At 66.2% G+C, this 14193-nt stretch carries 7 protein-coding genes; 1 reads left to right on the plus strand and 6 read right to left on the minus strand.

Features of this window, described 5'->3' with window-relative positions:
• Positions 1–27: 27 nt before the first annotated feature.
• The 6 genes from QU663_RS09605 to QU663_RS09630 all read right to left on the minus strand — a co-directional run bounded on the left by QU663_RS09605 (position 28) and on the right by QU663_RS09630 (position 12307).
• Positions 28–7464: an SdrD B-like domain-containing protein gene (locus QU663_RS09605; RefSeq protein WP_034481258.1), complete on the minus strand. Its 7437-nt coding sequence runs from the start codon at positions 7462–7464 to the stop codon at positions 28–30.
• A gap of 437 nt (positions 7465–7901) precedes the next feature.
• Entirely contained in the window at positions 7902–8585 is a 684-nt protein-coding gene (locus tag QU663_RS09610) for an ABC transporter ATP-binding protein (RefSeq protein WP_021611836.1), read from the minus strand.
• Between the two features lies 1 nt (position 8586).
• Positions 8587–9792: an ABC transporter permease gene (locus tag QU663_RS09615; RefSeq protein ID WP_021611835.1), complete on the minus strand. Its 1206-nt coding sequence runs from the start codon at positions 9790–9792 to the stop codon at positions 8587–8589.
• A gap of 22 nt (positions 9793–9814) precedes the next feature.
• Positions 9815–11005, minus strand: coding sequence for an FtsX-like permease family protein (locus QU663_RS09620; protein ID WP_021611834.1), 1191 nt, complete (start codon positions 11003–11005; stop codon positions 9815–9817).
• A complete protein-coding gene (locus QU663_RS09625; protein ID WP_021611833.1) occupies positions 11002–11850 on the minus strand; it encodes a DUF6273 domain-containing protein in 849 nt (282 codons plus the stop codon). The genes QU663_RS09620 and QU663_RS09625 overlap by 4 nt, the downstream gene beginning before the upstream one ends.
• A 40-nt stretch (positions 11851–11890) precedes the next feature.
• A complete protein-coding gene (locus QU663_RS09630) occupies positions 11891–12307 on the minus strand; it encodes a DUF4418 family protein (RefSeq protein WP_009059432.1) in 417 nt (138 codons plus the stop codon).
• A 230-nt stretch (positions 12308–12537) separates the two neighbouring features.
• Here QU663_RS09630 and QU663_RS09635 point away from each other — a divergent pair, with 230 nt between their 5' ends.
• Complete coding sequence (locus tag QU663_RS09635) at positions 12538–13977, plus strand: L,D-transpeptidase (RefSeq protein WP_304990565.1); 1440 nt, start codon at positions 12538–12540, stop codon at positions 13975–13977.
• Positions 13978–14193 lie beyond the last annotated feature (216 nt).

Below are 14193 nucleotides of genomic sequence, written 5' to 3' on the forward strand. Positions count from 1 at the left end.
GGATGGGGTAGCCCCCGTGTGCGGTGGTTAGGCGTCCTGACGGCGGCGCTTGGCGCCGATGGCCAGGGCTCCGGCGATAGCGGCCAAGGCCGCCATGCCACCGATGATGGTGGCGTCCGTGCCGGTGCGTGCCAGGCCTCGGTTGGTGAGCACCTGGTGCGCCTGGGAGGGGGTGGGGGCGGGGATGAGGGTGAGCGGGAAGTCCGCGTCCACATATTCCTCGCCTTCACTCACGCTCACGCTCATCGAGGTGGTCGCAGCCGCATAGCCGGACGGGGCCTCGATGGAGACGGTGTAGGTGCCCGGGATGAGGCCTGCGAAACGGTAGTTGCCATTGGCGTCGGTGGTGGTGCGAGCCACCTCCACGCCGTTGGCGTCGGTGAGGATCACGGTCACGTTCGCGATGCCGGGCTCGCCGTCGTCACTGCCGTTGGCGTTGACGTCGTCCCAGACGTGGTCCCCGATGCTGGCGGGGGCAACCAGACCGAAGTCCACGCCCTGCACCGACGCGTCAGAGATGGTGACCGATGCCTGGGTGGCGCCCCGACCGGTGTATGCCTGCGTGGGCAGCAGCCCCGCCAGATCACCCTTATCGGGATCCACAATCACGACGCGGTACGAGCCGCGACCCAGGCCCACGAACTGGTAGGCACCGTTCTCGTCGGTCACCGCGGTCATGGGCTGACCGTCGGCGCCCAGCACCGGGGTGCCGTCCTCGTTTAGCAGCGCGACCGTGACGCCCTTGAAGCGCTGCTCGTCATCGCCCTTGGAGTAGGACGCGTCCGAGTCACGGTAAATCGTGCCACCCAGGTTGTACCCGCCCTTGAACGAGGCCGAGGACTCGTTATTGGTCGGGTCATCGCCTGCCTGATCCTGGTGAGTAATACGAGCAACGTTGGTCACCAGCGTGCCCGCGCCCTCACCGGTGATATCCACCGTGATCGTGATCGTCTTGACATCACCCTTGGCCAGGGTCGCATCGGACAGATCCCACACGCCCGTCGCCGAGTCGTAGGAGCCATCACCCTGCGCGGACACGAACGCAACGCCAGCGGGAAGCTGATCGCTAGCCATCACACCCGTCGCCGCGCCCGGCCCGTTATTGGTCAGCGTCAGCGTGTAGGTCACGCGCTGACCCGGGGTGAACTCGAAGGACTCCTGAGCCTCCTCATCCGGATCGGTGATCGCCTTGAGGATCGCGGTGTCAGCCGAGACGCCGAAACCCCAATCCTGGTCGAGATTCTGGTTCTTCTCACCCGACAGCGTCACCGACACGTTCAGGTTGAAGGCCGCTGCCAGCTTGTCCTTGTCAGCCTTCGCCTCCGCGGATACGACCTTCTTGGCCGCCACGTCACCGGACGGGGCGTGGGTCAGCACATCGAGCAGGGGCTCGGCAGCCAGCAGCGACTCAGGGTCAACACTCACCTTGTAGTCGCCGGGCAGCAGGTTCTCGAACTTGTACTTGCCATCCGCATCGGTCGTGGTCTCGTAGGTGCGGGTGATTCCACCCGGGCCGGTCCAGGTCAAAGCAACCTTCACACCGGGCAGTACCTTGTCTCCAGCGTCGGGGGCATTGCCACCGTTCTGGTTGACATCGAGGAACAGCTGATCACCAATCACACCGGTGCCAACGGCACCGAAGTCAATCGTGTCATCCGTCTGTCCCTGAGCCAGGGTGACCGAGGCCGTAGCTCCGTTGGAGTCGAGAGCGCGGTCGGTTCCGGCATCCGAGGTTGTTGCCTCGTAGCCGGCGGGCGCCTGGAAGGACACCTTGTAGCCGCCGGGCAGCAGGTTCTCGAAGGAGTACTTGCCATTCGCGTCCGTGGTGACGGCGGCAACCGGGTTGCCCGAGGCATCGGTCACGGCGGAGCCGTCCTCGTAGGTCAGGGTAACCGTCACGCCGGGCAGAGCCGGTTCGTCGGCATCCTGAATGCCATCGCGGTTGACGTCCATCCAGGTGTAGTCACCCAGCGAAGCGGGCTTGACGAAGCCGAAGTTCACGTCGATGACCGAACCGGTCGCCTCAGCGATCCTCACGTCCGCACTCGTCTTGTAGCGGCCCGTGTAGGCCTCGGTGGGCTTGGTGCCCGCCAGCGGGCCGGAGGTCGGGTCGACGACGCTGACCGTGTACTCGCCCAGCGGCAGGCCACTGAAGGAGTACTTGCCCGCGGCGTCGGTCACGGCCGTGACCGGGTTGCCATCCTTGTCCAGGACGGGGGTGCCGTCCTTCTTCAGGAGCGCAACGGTCACGCCCGCGTACGGGCTCTCACCGTTATCGGAGCTAAACGAGGCATTGGCATCGTTGTAGAGCTTGCCGGCGATCGTGTAGCCGGCGGTCAGCGGCACGGACGAGGTGTTGTCCGGCGTCTTGTCGCCGATCTGATCCTGCTTCTCGATCGTGGCCGTGTTGGTGACGACCGAACCGGCGGCGGAAGCGTCGATGGTGACAGTGATGCGCAGCGTGCGCGTCGCGTCCTTCTCGATCACCTCTGAGCTCAGATCCCACCTGCCAGAAGCAGCATCGTAAGAACCATCGCCCTGTGCGGACACGAAGGTCACGCCGGAGGGGAGCTTATCCTGCGCGATGACGCCGGTGGCGGGGCTCGGGCCCTCGTTCGTGAGCGTCAGCGTGTAGGTGACGGACGTACCCGGAGTGAAGCCGCCCGCCGGAACCTCGGTCGGATCCGCGATTGCCTTCACGATCGCCGTATTGGCGACGCCGGTGAACGCCCAATCCTGGTCGTTGTTCGTCATCGCTCCGGGGTTCAGCGTCACCTTCGAAGTGAGCGACAGCTCCTGGCCCACCACAGCCGTCAGGTTGCCCGACGGGGCGTGGGTCTGAGCGGTGCACTCGGGGCAGACGGTAGCCAGGGAGGTCTTGTCGACCGTGACCACGTAATCGCCGGGAGCCAGGTCCTTGAACGAGTAGTGTCCGTCGGCGTCCGTCACCGTGGTCAGCGTCTTCTCCACGCCGGCAGGCGTCGTGTAGGTCAGCGTCACGGTCACGCCGGCCAGCGGCTTGTCCGGGCCCGAGGGCGCGGAGCCACCGTTGTTGTCGACGTCCCAGAACAGGGTGTCACCGATCGTGCCATCGGCGACGAGGCCGAAGTCGACGGTCTCGTCGTTCTGGCCCTGGGCGAGCGTCACGGAGCTGTCGGCACCGTTGGAGTCCTTCTCACCATCCGCAGCCGCGTAGCTCTTGGTCGCGGAGTAACCTGCGGGAGCCGTGAAGATAACCTTGTAGTTCTCCTCGCCCGCGTTCGCGACGATCCGATCAACGTTCGGCATCAGGTTCGTGAACTCGTACTTGCCGTTGGCATCCGTGGTCACAGGCTTGACGGGGTTGCCGTCCAGGTCGATGACTGGGTTGCCGGCACCGTCCGTCAGAGTGACGGTGACGCCGGCGACGCCGACCTCATCCGCATCCTGAATGCCATCCTTGTTGGCGTCGAACCACACGAAGTTACCCACCGAGGCAGGCTTCACGAACGCGAAGTCGACCTTCGTCGCATTGGGAGCGGCGGTCGTCAGCTCGATTGCGGTCGGCGTGACGAGCTTGCCCTTGCCGGCCTCGCTGCGCTTGGTCGACGAGCCGTAGCCGTAGGTCTGCTTGTAGTCGGCCAGGTTCACGTCGGTTCCGTCAACCTTCGCCTCACCCGCAACGACCTCGACCTTGTACGAGCCCAGCGGCAGACGGGTGAAGGTGTAGTTGCCATCGGCGTCGGTCTTCGTGGTGATGTCGGCGCCGGACGAGTCCTTCACCGGGTTCCCGTCGGCGTCGAGCAGACGGACCGTCACGCCTTCGAAGGGACTATCGAGGACGGGCGAATCGTTGAACCAGGTCGCGTCCTTATCGTTGTAGATGGTGCCCGAGATGGTGCCGCCCACCTTGAAGGTTGCGCTGTCCTTGTTGTTGTCCGGGTTGGAGTCGATCTGGTCGAACTTACCCAGCGTCGCCGTGTTCGTGATGGTCGAACCCTCGGTCGAGGGCTTGACCTTCACGAGGACGTACAGCGTCTCGGTACCACCAACGTTGAGGTTGGTGTCGAGAATGCCGGACTCCATCGCACTCCAGGTACCGGCGGCCGCGTCGTAGTTGGCGGTCGCGTACACCGGGCCGGTGCAGGGGTTCGTCGCACCGTCCTGGCAGACGCGCGTCTCGGAAGACACGTACTCCACACCAGAAGGCAGAGCGTCAGCAACATTCATGCCCGAGGCGACCGCCGGGCCCTTGGCCTTCAGATTCACCTTGTACAGCATGTAGTCACCCGGCATGATGACATCATCGGACTCAACCGTCTCGATGACGCCGTTTGCGTCACGAACCGGCTCATCACCGTTCATCTTCGCCCGAGCAACCGTCTTGGTGAGCTCCACATCGGAGGACACGTTAATGCCAACCTTGGGGGCCTCGTTCGGTAGCAGGTAGGACACCTTGCCGTTCTGCATGGAACCACCGGACATGGCCACGGAGTTCCAGGCGATCAGGTTGGCGTTGACCGGGGAGGTCATGGTCGCGATGAAGCGGATCTTCTCGCCCGGCTCGATGTCGCGGTTCATGACCAGACGGAAGCCGGTGATCTTGGTCAGGTCGGCAGGAGCGTCGCCCCACGCGTCGGGGGTACAGCCGGCGGGGGCGTCGTTCATGGCGCCACCGGCGGAGAGGACCTCACCGCGGCAGGGGTTGGGAACCGTCGAGTACTGGACCGTGATGTCCGAGGCCGGAACAGCCGTGACCTCGGGATCGCGACCCGGCTTCTCCTTCACCGACTCGAACGCCCACGTCGTGGAGTTCAGGTTCGGCTTCCAGTGTGAGCCACGAGCCTGCGAGGAGGCGGGGCCGACACCCACGTCACCCACGTAGGGCAGGATGTCGTAGGCGACAACCTTCGTCAGCGGGGTGTTACCCGAGTTGGAGATCGTGAAACGGTAGGCGCCGTCGGCACCCGGATCGATCTCAGCGATCTCGCCGGCCGGAACGAAGTCGGCGTTCTTGTTGCCCTTGACTTCCTTCTCGATATTCATCGACGGGGTCGTCGCAACGTTGAAGTCCGTCGCTGCGTTACAGATGTAGTCGGTGGTCGAGCCGTTCTTGTTCACGTCGAAGGTGTCGACCGCGCGGCTACCGATGCAGTAGTTGGTGTTGCGCAGGCTCTTATCCTCGGTGGTCGCCTTCGCGCCGTCGCCGGGCATGAACGCCATGGCCTCGTTCGTGTTTTTACCAGCCGGAGCGGTCGCGAGCACGTTGACATCGAAGGTCGAGTACAGGCTGCCCTCGACCGGGTCCGGAACGTTCCAGCGGATGAGGGTACGGCCGGAGCCGTTGAAGTTCTTCTCGACCTCGACCGTGACCTTGCTCAGGTCGTAGGGGGTGCCGTCGGGGTTCTTCAGCGTGGAGCGCTTCTCAGGAACAATCTTGGAGGCATCGTCCACGTCAAAGCCCTCGGGGAGGAGGTCCACGATCGTGAACGGAGTGGGCGTGCCGCCCTCGGACTTCGCCTTAGCGGTGCCGTTGATGAAGAACTGTGCGGGCTTACCCACGACCACGGGGTTGGTGCGAACGACCTTGTATGCCTGCACGGAGGGAAACTCGTCGCGCACGCGCATCCACGAGCAGAGCTCGTCGCTCGAGGTGACGACGGTGCCGGTGTCCTTGTCGGTCACAGTGCCGGTGGCACAGTTCTGGAAGCGCACGTAGTCCGGGGAGGCTACGTAGCTGTAGTACTTCTCCGGAGGCAGCACGGGGTTGTAGTGCGAGGCGAAGTCCGCGGGCTCCGTGGTCGGAAGGTCCGCGGGAGCCGTACCGTGCAGCCACGCCTGGGGGCTGGTCTGCGGGGCAGCGTCGGTGTCGATGGTGAAGCGGGTGATCCACTCGCCGTCGGGCAGGGTCAGGCCGGTCGTCTTCGTGTAGTTGACGGTCTCGTGGTTGCCCTTGTTGGTCCAGTACTCGAGGGTCCAACCGCCATTCTCCTCGTAGCCGGACTTGGAAAAGACAGTGAAGCGATAGGGGCTCACCATGGTGGGCTTATCGCACGAATCGCCGGCGGCCTTGGCGTCCTGGGTGGACCAGGTGCACGGCAGGGTGTCTTCCCAGCGGAAGTGAAGAGTGGTGTTACCCGAGTTGATACCGGCGAAACGCCACGGGTAGAGACCGCCGCGAACCTGGTACTGGTAGTCGTTGCCCGTCTTCATGATGCGGCCACCGACCTTACGCTCAGCAAAGCCGTGCGTAATCTCGGAGCTCTTGGAGAGCTTGGTCTTCGGGTCGTTCATGACATCGGCGGAGATGGTCGCCTTGTTGGTGACCGTGTCGTCGAGCGTGACCGTGCCCTCGGGGTACTTCACGGTGACGGTGGACTCGATCGGGTTCTGCCAGAACCACTTGTCGTAGGACCAGGTGACGGTGTGGGTCGCCGGATCGTACACGCCGCCGTCGGAGGCCGTGACGAAGACGGCCTTGGCGGGCAGCGGGTCCACGACCTTGATGTTCTCGACGCCCACGAAGCCGAGGCCGTTCAGACCGCCCTTCAGCGTGGAGCCGTTCCAGCGGATACCGACCTTGTTGGGGTTGTCCTGGTCGATCTGCTGATAGCCGTAGCGCAGCTTGTAGGTCGCCTCGCCGCCGACGGCGGGGAAGTTCGCCTTGTTGGTGGGACCACTCTTTTCGATCGCGATGTCGGTATCGGCGGTCCAGGTGGTGGTCAGCTCATTCTCGAGGGTTTCAGCATTCTGCGCGCTGAAGGTCACCTTCTGGGTGGTCGTCGAGTTGTTCGGCGCATCGAAGTAGTCGTAGTGCCAGGTGACCTGGATACGGTCGGACGTGCCGGCGGGCAGCGGATCCTTCAGCTTGAAGATGTAGCGCTGCACGCGCGTGCCGTCCGGGGTCTTCTCGGTCGAGCTCGTGGTCCTGGCGACGCTGTTACCGGTGACGGGGGTGACCGTGTAACCACGCTCGACGAGCTTGAGGCCGTCCGGCGTGATGGGGCCGGGCAGCGTCAGCTCGATTTCCGCGCCCTTACAGGGCGTGGTCACCGAGGAGCAGGAGAAGTTAATCGTCGTGTTCTGATCGTCGTGGCTGCGCAGGGTCGGTTCATCGTTGACGACGTTCAGAGCCAGGGTCGCCTGGTCATCCGCGACTGCGCGGGCGCGGCGCGTGCGGGGCTGATCCTCGGGCGCGGCCTCCGCGGCGGGATCCTCGCCGCTGGCCGCGGCGTCACCGGCCTCGGCATCAGTGGCGGTGGTGTCCGCCCCTGCTTCGGCGGCGGGCGCGGCGGCGGCCTCAGACTCGGACGAGGCCGTGGCAGCTTCCTGGGAGCTTGCTACGTCGGGCGATTGCGTGCTTTCGTCGGCGGCGCTGGCTCGCATGGCGAGGGGTGTCAGCGACGTGACGAGAAGCGAGAGAGCGGCCAGGCTGGCAGCACCCGCAACGCCCAAACGGGCGCGGAACGGACGCAGTCGAGACATCGACTTCTCCTTCTATCGTCAGAATGTGGACAGGACTTGTGTCCCAGCCTAGTGAAAGAGGAGATAGTTCCACTATGTCTGACAGTTATTGCCTCAACCACAACTACACCGTTGTATTTCGTTGAGATTCCGGGCATTACGGCAATATAACAACTTCTCTGAACTCTTGGTCAGTGCCGAAAAACGCCAGCCCTCATCCATTTATCGGATAATCATGGAGACGTCGACCACCGAGTGCGCAAATTATGACCACTAGTGCCGAAACCGGAGGGAGGATTTACCACGATTTGAGTGTCACAACTCACATGCGGGGATGTCGTCGGCTGAACACACGACGTCGCCCCTCTATCGATGCCCTTGACTGATCGTTGGGTTGATTATCTGCGGGCGCACCCAGACGGCGCAGGGGACTCGCCCCCGCCCCGGCCTCGTCCCCGCTAGGACTCATCCTCGCAGGTCAGGCGCCCCGCTTCCATCGCGAAGGTGCGGTCGGCGTAGCGGCGCGCCTCCGATTCGTGGGTGACGATGAGGACACCCGCTCCCCCTTCGGCCGCCTCGCGCAAGAGACGCAGGACGCCGGCCGCGTTCTGCGCATCCAACCCGGCCGTCGGCTCGTCCGCCAGGACGACGCTCGGGGTCATGAGGAGCGCTCGGGCCACGGCGACGCGACGCAGCTCGCCGCCGGAAAGCTCGTTGGGGTGCGCGTCCGCCAGATCGGACAGACCCACGGACGCCAGGAGCTCCTCGGCGCGCTTCGTCGAGTGCTCTCCCCCGGCGTACAGCACGGACGGCAGCAGGACATTCTCCAGGACGGTCAGGCTGCGCAGCGCCGTGTGCCCCTGCGGGATCAGGCCGATGCGCTCGTTGCGCAGTCGGGAGCGTTCCTCGTCGCGCATCGCATACAGATCCTGGCCACCCAGGCTGACGGTCCCCGCGGTGGGCGCAAGCATCCCGGCGAGCATGGTCAACAGCGTGCTCTTGCCGCTGCCGGAGTGCCCGGTGACAACGGTGAGCTGCCCCTCCTCCAGCGCAAGGTCAACCGGATGGACTGCCGTGAACAGGCGCGTCCCCTTGCGGGCGCGAGGAAATTCCTTGGTGAGGGAGGTCGCTTCGATGAGCATGTCACTCGCCTTCCTTGAGTAGGGCGCTGGCGTCCGCCGTATGCAGGGCGCGCAACGCTATCCACGTTGATACGAGGGCGACAACTCCCATCGACGCCAACGCCCCCACGGCCAGGCCCGCGATCACCGGGAGCGAGGGGACCAGGAAGCCGACGCCAATGGTCTGACGCACGAGGCCGGAGAAGGAGGCGATGAGGACCCCCGACACGACGACGCCCACGGCGGCCCCCGCGGCGTTCACGGTGACGGCCTCGAGGGCGACGACGCGCGAGATGAGCCCCCTGTGGGCGCCCAGGGCGATGAGCGTCCCGAATTCGCGCTTCCGCTCGACGATCATCATGACGAAGACGAGGGTAATCATCACCAGCCCGATGCCCCACACGGCCGCGATCAGGGCGCTCACCGTGCGGGAGGTGGCCTCGAGGGAGGCGGCGATGCCGCTGACCATCGTGGTCGAGGTCGTCACCGAGACCCCGGGCACGCGCGCCTGAATGTCGGCCGCGACGGCGTCCACGTCGCTCCCGGGTGCGACCCTCACCATGACCGAGGAGATGATGTGGTCGGTGTCGAGGCTCGTGTACTTGTTCAGCCCTTTTTCCAGCGAGGAATCGATGAGGACGCGCGCCGTGTCGAAGGTCGTGTACACGGCGTTGTCGAGGCTGGAGCCGGTGGCATCGAATTGGGCGACGACGCGCAGCTTGTTGCCGAAGAGCGAGAAGTTCTCGGGGTCGGCCACGCCGACGTTTGCTCCGACGATGACCTCCATGTCGCCGAGCTCGACGTTCCCCGCGGTGTCGGAAATCCACGGCTGAATGGTGACGTCGGTAGCCGGGTCGAAGGCGATGACCTGGTAGCGGCCCGAGCAGCACGAGGCGCGGGCGGTGGCGAGGAAGAGCTGGGCCGAGGCGGACTCGACGCCGTCGACGGCGGCGACCTCGTCGCGCACCCCCTCGTCCATGTAGAAGTAGGAGGGCTCGGCGCTGACCAGGAACGCCTGCGCATCGAAGTCGTCGGCGTCCGCCGGAGTGACCACGATGTCGGCTCCGAGGCGCGACTCGACGGTGTGCAGACCCCGGTCGATCCCGGTCACGAGCATGGTCCCGCCGAACACCACCATGGTCATGAGCGCGGAGAAGAGGACGAGGGTCCCCGATCGCACCGGGTACCCGCGCAGGTTCATCCACGGCAGTCGCGAAAGCGACAACATGCTATTCCTCCTGTCGCGGCGCCTAGATGGGCGCCAACTTCTGTCCCTGGACGGCGGCGGCGACCCGCGCGAGCGCGAGGCGGGTTCCGGCCACACCGAAGGCTACCAGCAGGGCGACCGTGAGCCCGGCGAGGGGCGCAGACCGAGCCGGCGTCGTCAACGCCGCGAGCGCGCTGGCGTCGCCGAGCAGGGGTACGGCGGCGGCTCCGACGACGACGCCGGCGAGGGCGCCCGCCGCGTGAAGAATCAGGGATTCGGCCGTCATGACTCGCGCAATCGTCTTCGCCGACGCCCCAATCGAGCGCCACACGTACAGCTCGTGTCGACGCTCGTTCATGAGCGTGGCCTGGGCGACCATCAGGGCGGCCAGCAGGACACCCCAGGTGATGCCGAGCACGCCGAGGAGCGCGCTGCGGTGGGCGCGCACGTCCGAGGCCGTGGCTGAGACGGCCGCCTCAGAGCGGACGGCGGTCACTTTGCGCACGTACAGGTTGATCCACTCCGTGACGCTATCGACCTGCCGGGAGTCGGCGACGTGCACGAGGGCGACCGTGTAGTCGCGGTCCGGCGCCAGGGAGGCGTAGGTGTCCACACCCGATTCGACCGACGCGGCGATGACCTGCGTGAGCGTGTCCATGCTGACGAAGACGGCGTGATCCCAGTCGGTGCCGGTGGCCTCCAGGTGTGCGCCCACGGGCCACTGCTTCCCGAAGAGTGTCACCTCGCCCGCCGGGGTCTGCGCGGCGGCGGCTCCGACCGTGACGGCGCCCTCGGGCGCATACTTTCCTTCTCCCTCGGCGATCCACGGCGACACGACGAAGTCGGTCGCGGGGTCGTAGCCGATGATCCACTGGGTCGTCCCGTCGGGCTGCGTCTGGGAGATGGCCAGCTGGTAGGTGACGGCGGCGATCTCCTCGTTGGCGTCCATGCGCGCCAGGGTCGCGCGCGGCTGGTCGCATTGGGCGGGGGTTCCGAGCATGCTCAGTGCCCGCTTGTCCACGATGTTCAGGCAGGAGGTCGGGTACACGACGAGGTCGGCGCCGAGTCGGCGCTCGGCGAGGCTGAGCTGGGCGCTCATGCCGTCGAGGGCGACGAGGCCGCCGAACACGCACGCCGCCTGGGCGAGCGCGAGGACCAGGATGATCGCGGCGCGCACGGGATGTGCCAGGACGTTCTTGAGGGGAACCCGGCGCAGCATGAGGGAGCCCGTCATCGCCCGTCCCCACCGACCTCGGACAGGTCGATCCACAGCGCGGGCCGAGCCCCGTACAGGACGTCGACATTCGCGCCGCTGGCGACCGGCGTGCCGGCCGCGTCAACGAATTGCGCGGCGAAGCCGTAGGTTCCTGGCGAGCGCAGCCACCAGTCGGCCGTCCCGTCCTCGGTGACGGTCAGGGCGCCCGAGGCCGCGTATTCGCTCGCGAGAGCCTCGCCGATGTCGGAGCGGTTGGCGCTGCCGGAGAGGTAGACGACGCTTTCCTGCTCGCTGAGCGCGAAGACGCGGTCCTGCGTGGGCGCGCCTCCCGGGGCGCCGGTGACGGACTGGTCGGCGTTGTCGTTGAGGACGGAGGGGATGATTCCCCGCTGGGCGGGCGTGAAGGCGGCGTCGAAGAAGTCGTCGTTCATCCACGCGCGCAGGTCGCTGTCCGCCCACGTCACGTCCTGGAACGGAACGTGGTTGTACTGGCGTCCTTCGAGGACGTCGGCGCTGAGCAGCAGGAGCCGGTCGTCGAAACGCTCCAACACGATCCACCGGATCGACTCCGGGCCGTTGGAGGCGTCTCCGTCCTGTTCGAAGGAGCCGAAAGAGACGACGTCCCCCTTGGTGGCCCCGCGGTAGGGGAGCGCCGGGTCCTCCTCGACGAGGCCCGCCGCGCGTTCTCGTGCGTCCGCGTAGTCCCCGAGGCCGACGAAAAGCCCGTATGCCCCCGAAGCGTCCCCGGACTCAGCCAGGCGCAGAGCCTGCGCGTAGCGCTGTGAACGCTGGTGGTAATGGAACAGGATGCCGAGGGTCACCGCGAGGAGAACCGCCGTGAGTACGACGGTTCCCTTCTTCATCGTTGCCCTGCTCAGGCGCACGCGTGTCACCTGCCGGGCGTCAGGCCTGGGAGGCCTTGTCCTTCTTGAGCGTGTTCACGACGGCGGCGACGCCGCCGCCCGCGACGAGGACGCTCATGATGCGCACGAAGGGCTGGAACACCGTGTGACAGCGCATCGTCTTCATCATGCACAGCGGGCAGATGACGCCGGGGATGAAAAAGACGACGACGGCGCCGACGAGGCAGAGGACCTGGAGGGCGAGGCGCACGCCCTTGTTCTTGATGAAAGCCGCCGTCCCGAAGAACACGGCGAGGCCGGCGGCGCTGGCCGCGACGGAGTTTTGGCACTGATGGCAGTGCATCCAGGTTCCGTCCGGCCTGGGTTCACACGCAGAAAAGACGGTGACGCCTCCCGCCAGGAGCGCGGCGCTCAGGGCAGCGGGCACGAGGGGGATGACGAGGTCCTTCTTGGACACGGTATTCATTCCTTACGGGCGGGCAAGTATTGACAAGCTTTATAAAAGTATCATAAGCCTAATTTACTGTGGAACACAAGGGTTTCCCCTCCCTCCAGGCTCCCGGACGCGACGCACGCACTCCCTCCTGCATGCGCGCGCGACGGCTCCCCACGCGCGGTCCAAAACAACCACTCTGCCTCCCCCACAGCGCCTAAGATTGAGGCATTCCCCACCAACGAGGTGTCACCATGAACAGGATCAGCATCCGCCTTCTCCACTGCCTCGGCGCGTCGATAACCGCGCTCGCGTGCGTCACCCTCTCCCCCCTCGCCGCCGCTGCAACAGACGCCACGGCCGCAGACAGCACCGTCGTCACGGCACCCTCCGGCGAGGCACCGACCACCCCGGCCTCGCCGGCCTCGCCCGAGGCATCCCTGGCCTCGTCGAGCACCACCCCGACCACCCCGGCCTCGCCCCAGGCGTCCCCGGCCTCGTCGAACGACGACCCTGCACCCGCCACGCCCTCCCCCACCCCGACCCCCGAGCCGAGCGCCACCCCAACCGAGCCTGCGCCGCCCGTCACCGGCCACTGGGTACGCCAGGCGGCCGGATGGCGCTACGAGTTCTCCGACGGCACCTGGCTCAAGGGCGGCGTCCACGCGGTGGGAGCCACGCGATACGCCTTCACCGACGACGGATACGTGCCGGTGGGCTGGTACCGCAGCCCAGAGGGCACCTGGTACGCCTCCACCGAGGACGGCGTGCGCACCGGCTGGTACCACGACGGCGCCGCCTGGTACTTCCTTGACGGCGACGGTTCCATGGCCACCGGATGGCGTCTGTCCGGGGGCGCCTGGTACTACCTCGACCCCACGCGAGGCGGCGCCATGGCCACCGGCTGGGCCAAAGACGCCAACACCTGGTACTACATGGACGCCTCCGGGGCGATGAAGTCCTCGACCTGGGTGCGTGAGGGAGCCTGGTACTACCTGACGGGCAGCGGAGCCATGGCCACCGGATGGTTTATCGCCGACGGATCCTGGTATTACGCGGACGGCAGCGGCGCCATGGCCACCGGGTGGCTCAACGACTCCGGCACCTGGTACTACCTGAACCCCTCGGGCGCGATGGGCACCGGGTGGATTCAGGAGGGATCGAGCTGGTACTACCTGAACCCGAACGCCGGCGGCGCCATGGCCACCGGCTGGGCCGCAGTCGGCGGCGCATGGAACTACTTCGACCGCTGGAAGGGCTTCTGGGTGTCCGGCCGCGCCGACTTCGAAGCCGACTGGAACTACGCGAAGACCCTCTACAGCCCCACCAACTACCTGGTCGTCGTCGACACCGGCGCCCCGCACTGCATGACCTTCTACTGGGCGGAAGGCACCTGGCAGCCGCTCACGGACATGCCGTGCTCCGTCGGCAAGGCATCGACCCCCACGGTCACCGGCACCTTCACCATCAAGAACCGCGGCTCCTCTTTCGGGCACGGATACACGGCGTACTGGTGGACCCAGTTCTACGGCGACTACCTCTTCCACTCCGTCCTCTACTACGAGGGAAGCTACACGGTGAAAGACGGGACACTCGGCGGCCACGTCTCCCACGGGTGCGTGCGCCTGCGCTACGAGGACGCCAAGTGGCTACACGACACGATCCCATCGGGGACCTACGTGACGCTCTACTGACGGCCTGGTGGCGGCCCGCTGGGGGACTGGCGCGCCGCCGAGGGACTGGCGCGATGCCGGGGAACTGGTGCACCGCCCGCCGATGGTCCGCGACGAGCTGCGTTGCCATGTCGGCGCGCTGCCGGGGAACTGGTGCGCCGCCGGGGAACTGGTGCGCCGCCGGGGAACTGGCGCGCCGCCGGGGAACTGGTGTGCCGCCGGGGTACTGGCGCGCTG

It is taken from the genome of Schaalia sp. HMT-172 (genome assembly GCF_030644365.1).
In the GTDB taxonomy this organism is placed as follows: Bacteria; Actinomycetota; Actinomycetes; order Actinomycetales; family Actinomycetaceae; genus Pauljensenia.

What these genes read in the sequence shown, in the direction of transcription:
- QU663_RS09605 (WP_034481258.1), bottom strand. Translation starts at nt 7,464, where the DNA reads ATGTCTCGACTGCGTCCGTTCCGCGCCCGTTTGGGCGTTGCGGGTGCT.
- QU663_RS09610 (WP_021611836.1), bottom strand. Translation starts at nt 8,585, where the DNA reads ATGCTCATCGAAGCGACCTCCCTCACCAAGGAATTTCCTCGCGCCCGC.
- QU663_RS09615 (WP_021611835.1), bottom strand. Translation starts at nt 9,792, where the DNA reads ATGTTGTCGCTTTCGCGACTGCCGTGGATGAACCTGCGCGGGTACCCG.
- QU663_RS09620 (WP_021611834.1), bottom strand. Translation starts at nt 11,005, where the DNA reads ATGACGGGCTCCCTCATGCTGCGCCGGGTTCCCCTCAAGAACGTCCTG.
- QU663_RS09625 (WP_021611833.1), bottom strand. Translation starts at nt 11,850, where the DNA reads ATGAAGAAGGGAACCGTCGTACTCACGGCGGTTCTCCTCGCGGTGACC.
- QU663_RS09635 (WP_304990565.1), top strand. Translation starts at nt 12,538, where the DNA reads ATGAACAGGATCAGCATCCGCCTTCTCCACTGCCTCGGCGCGTCGATA.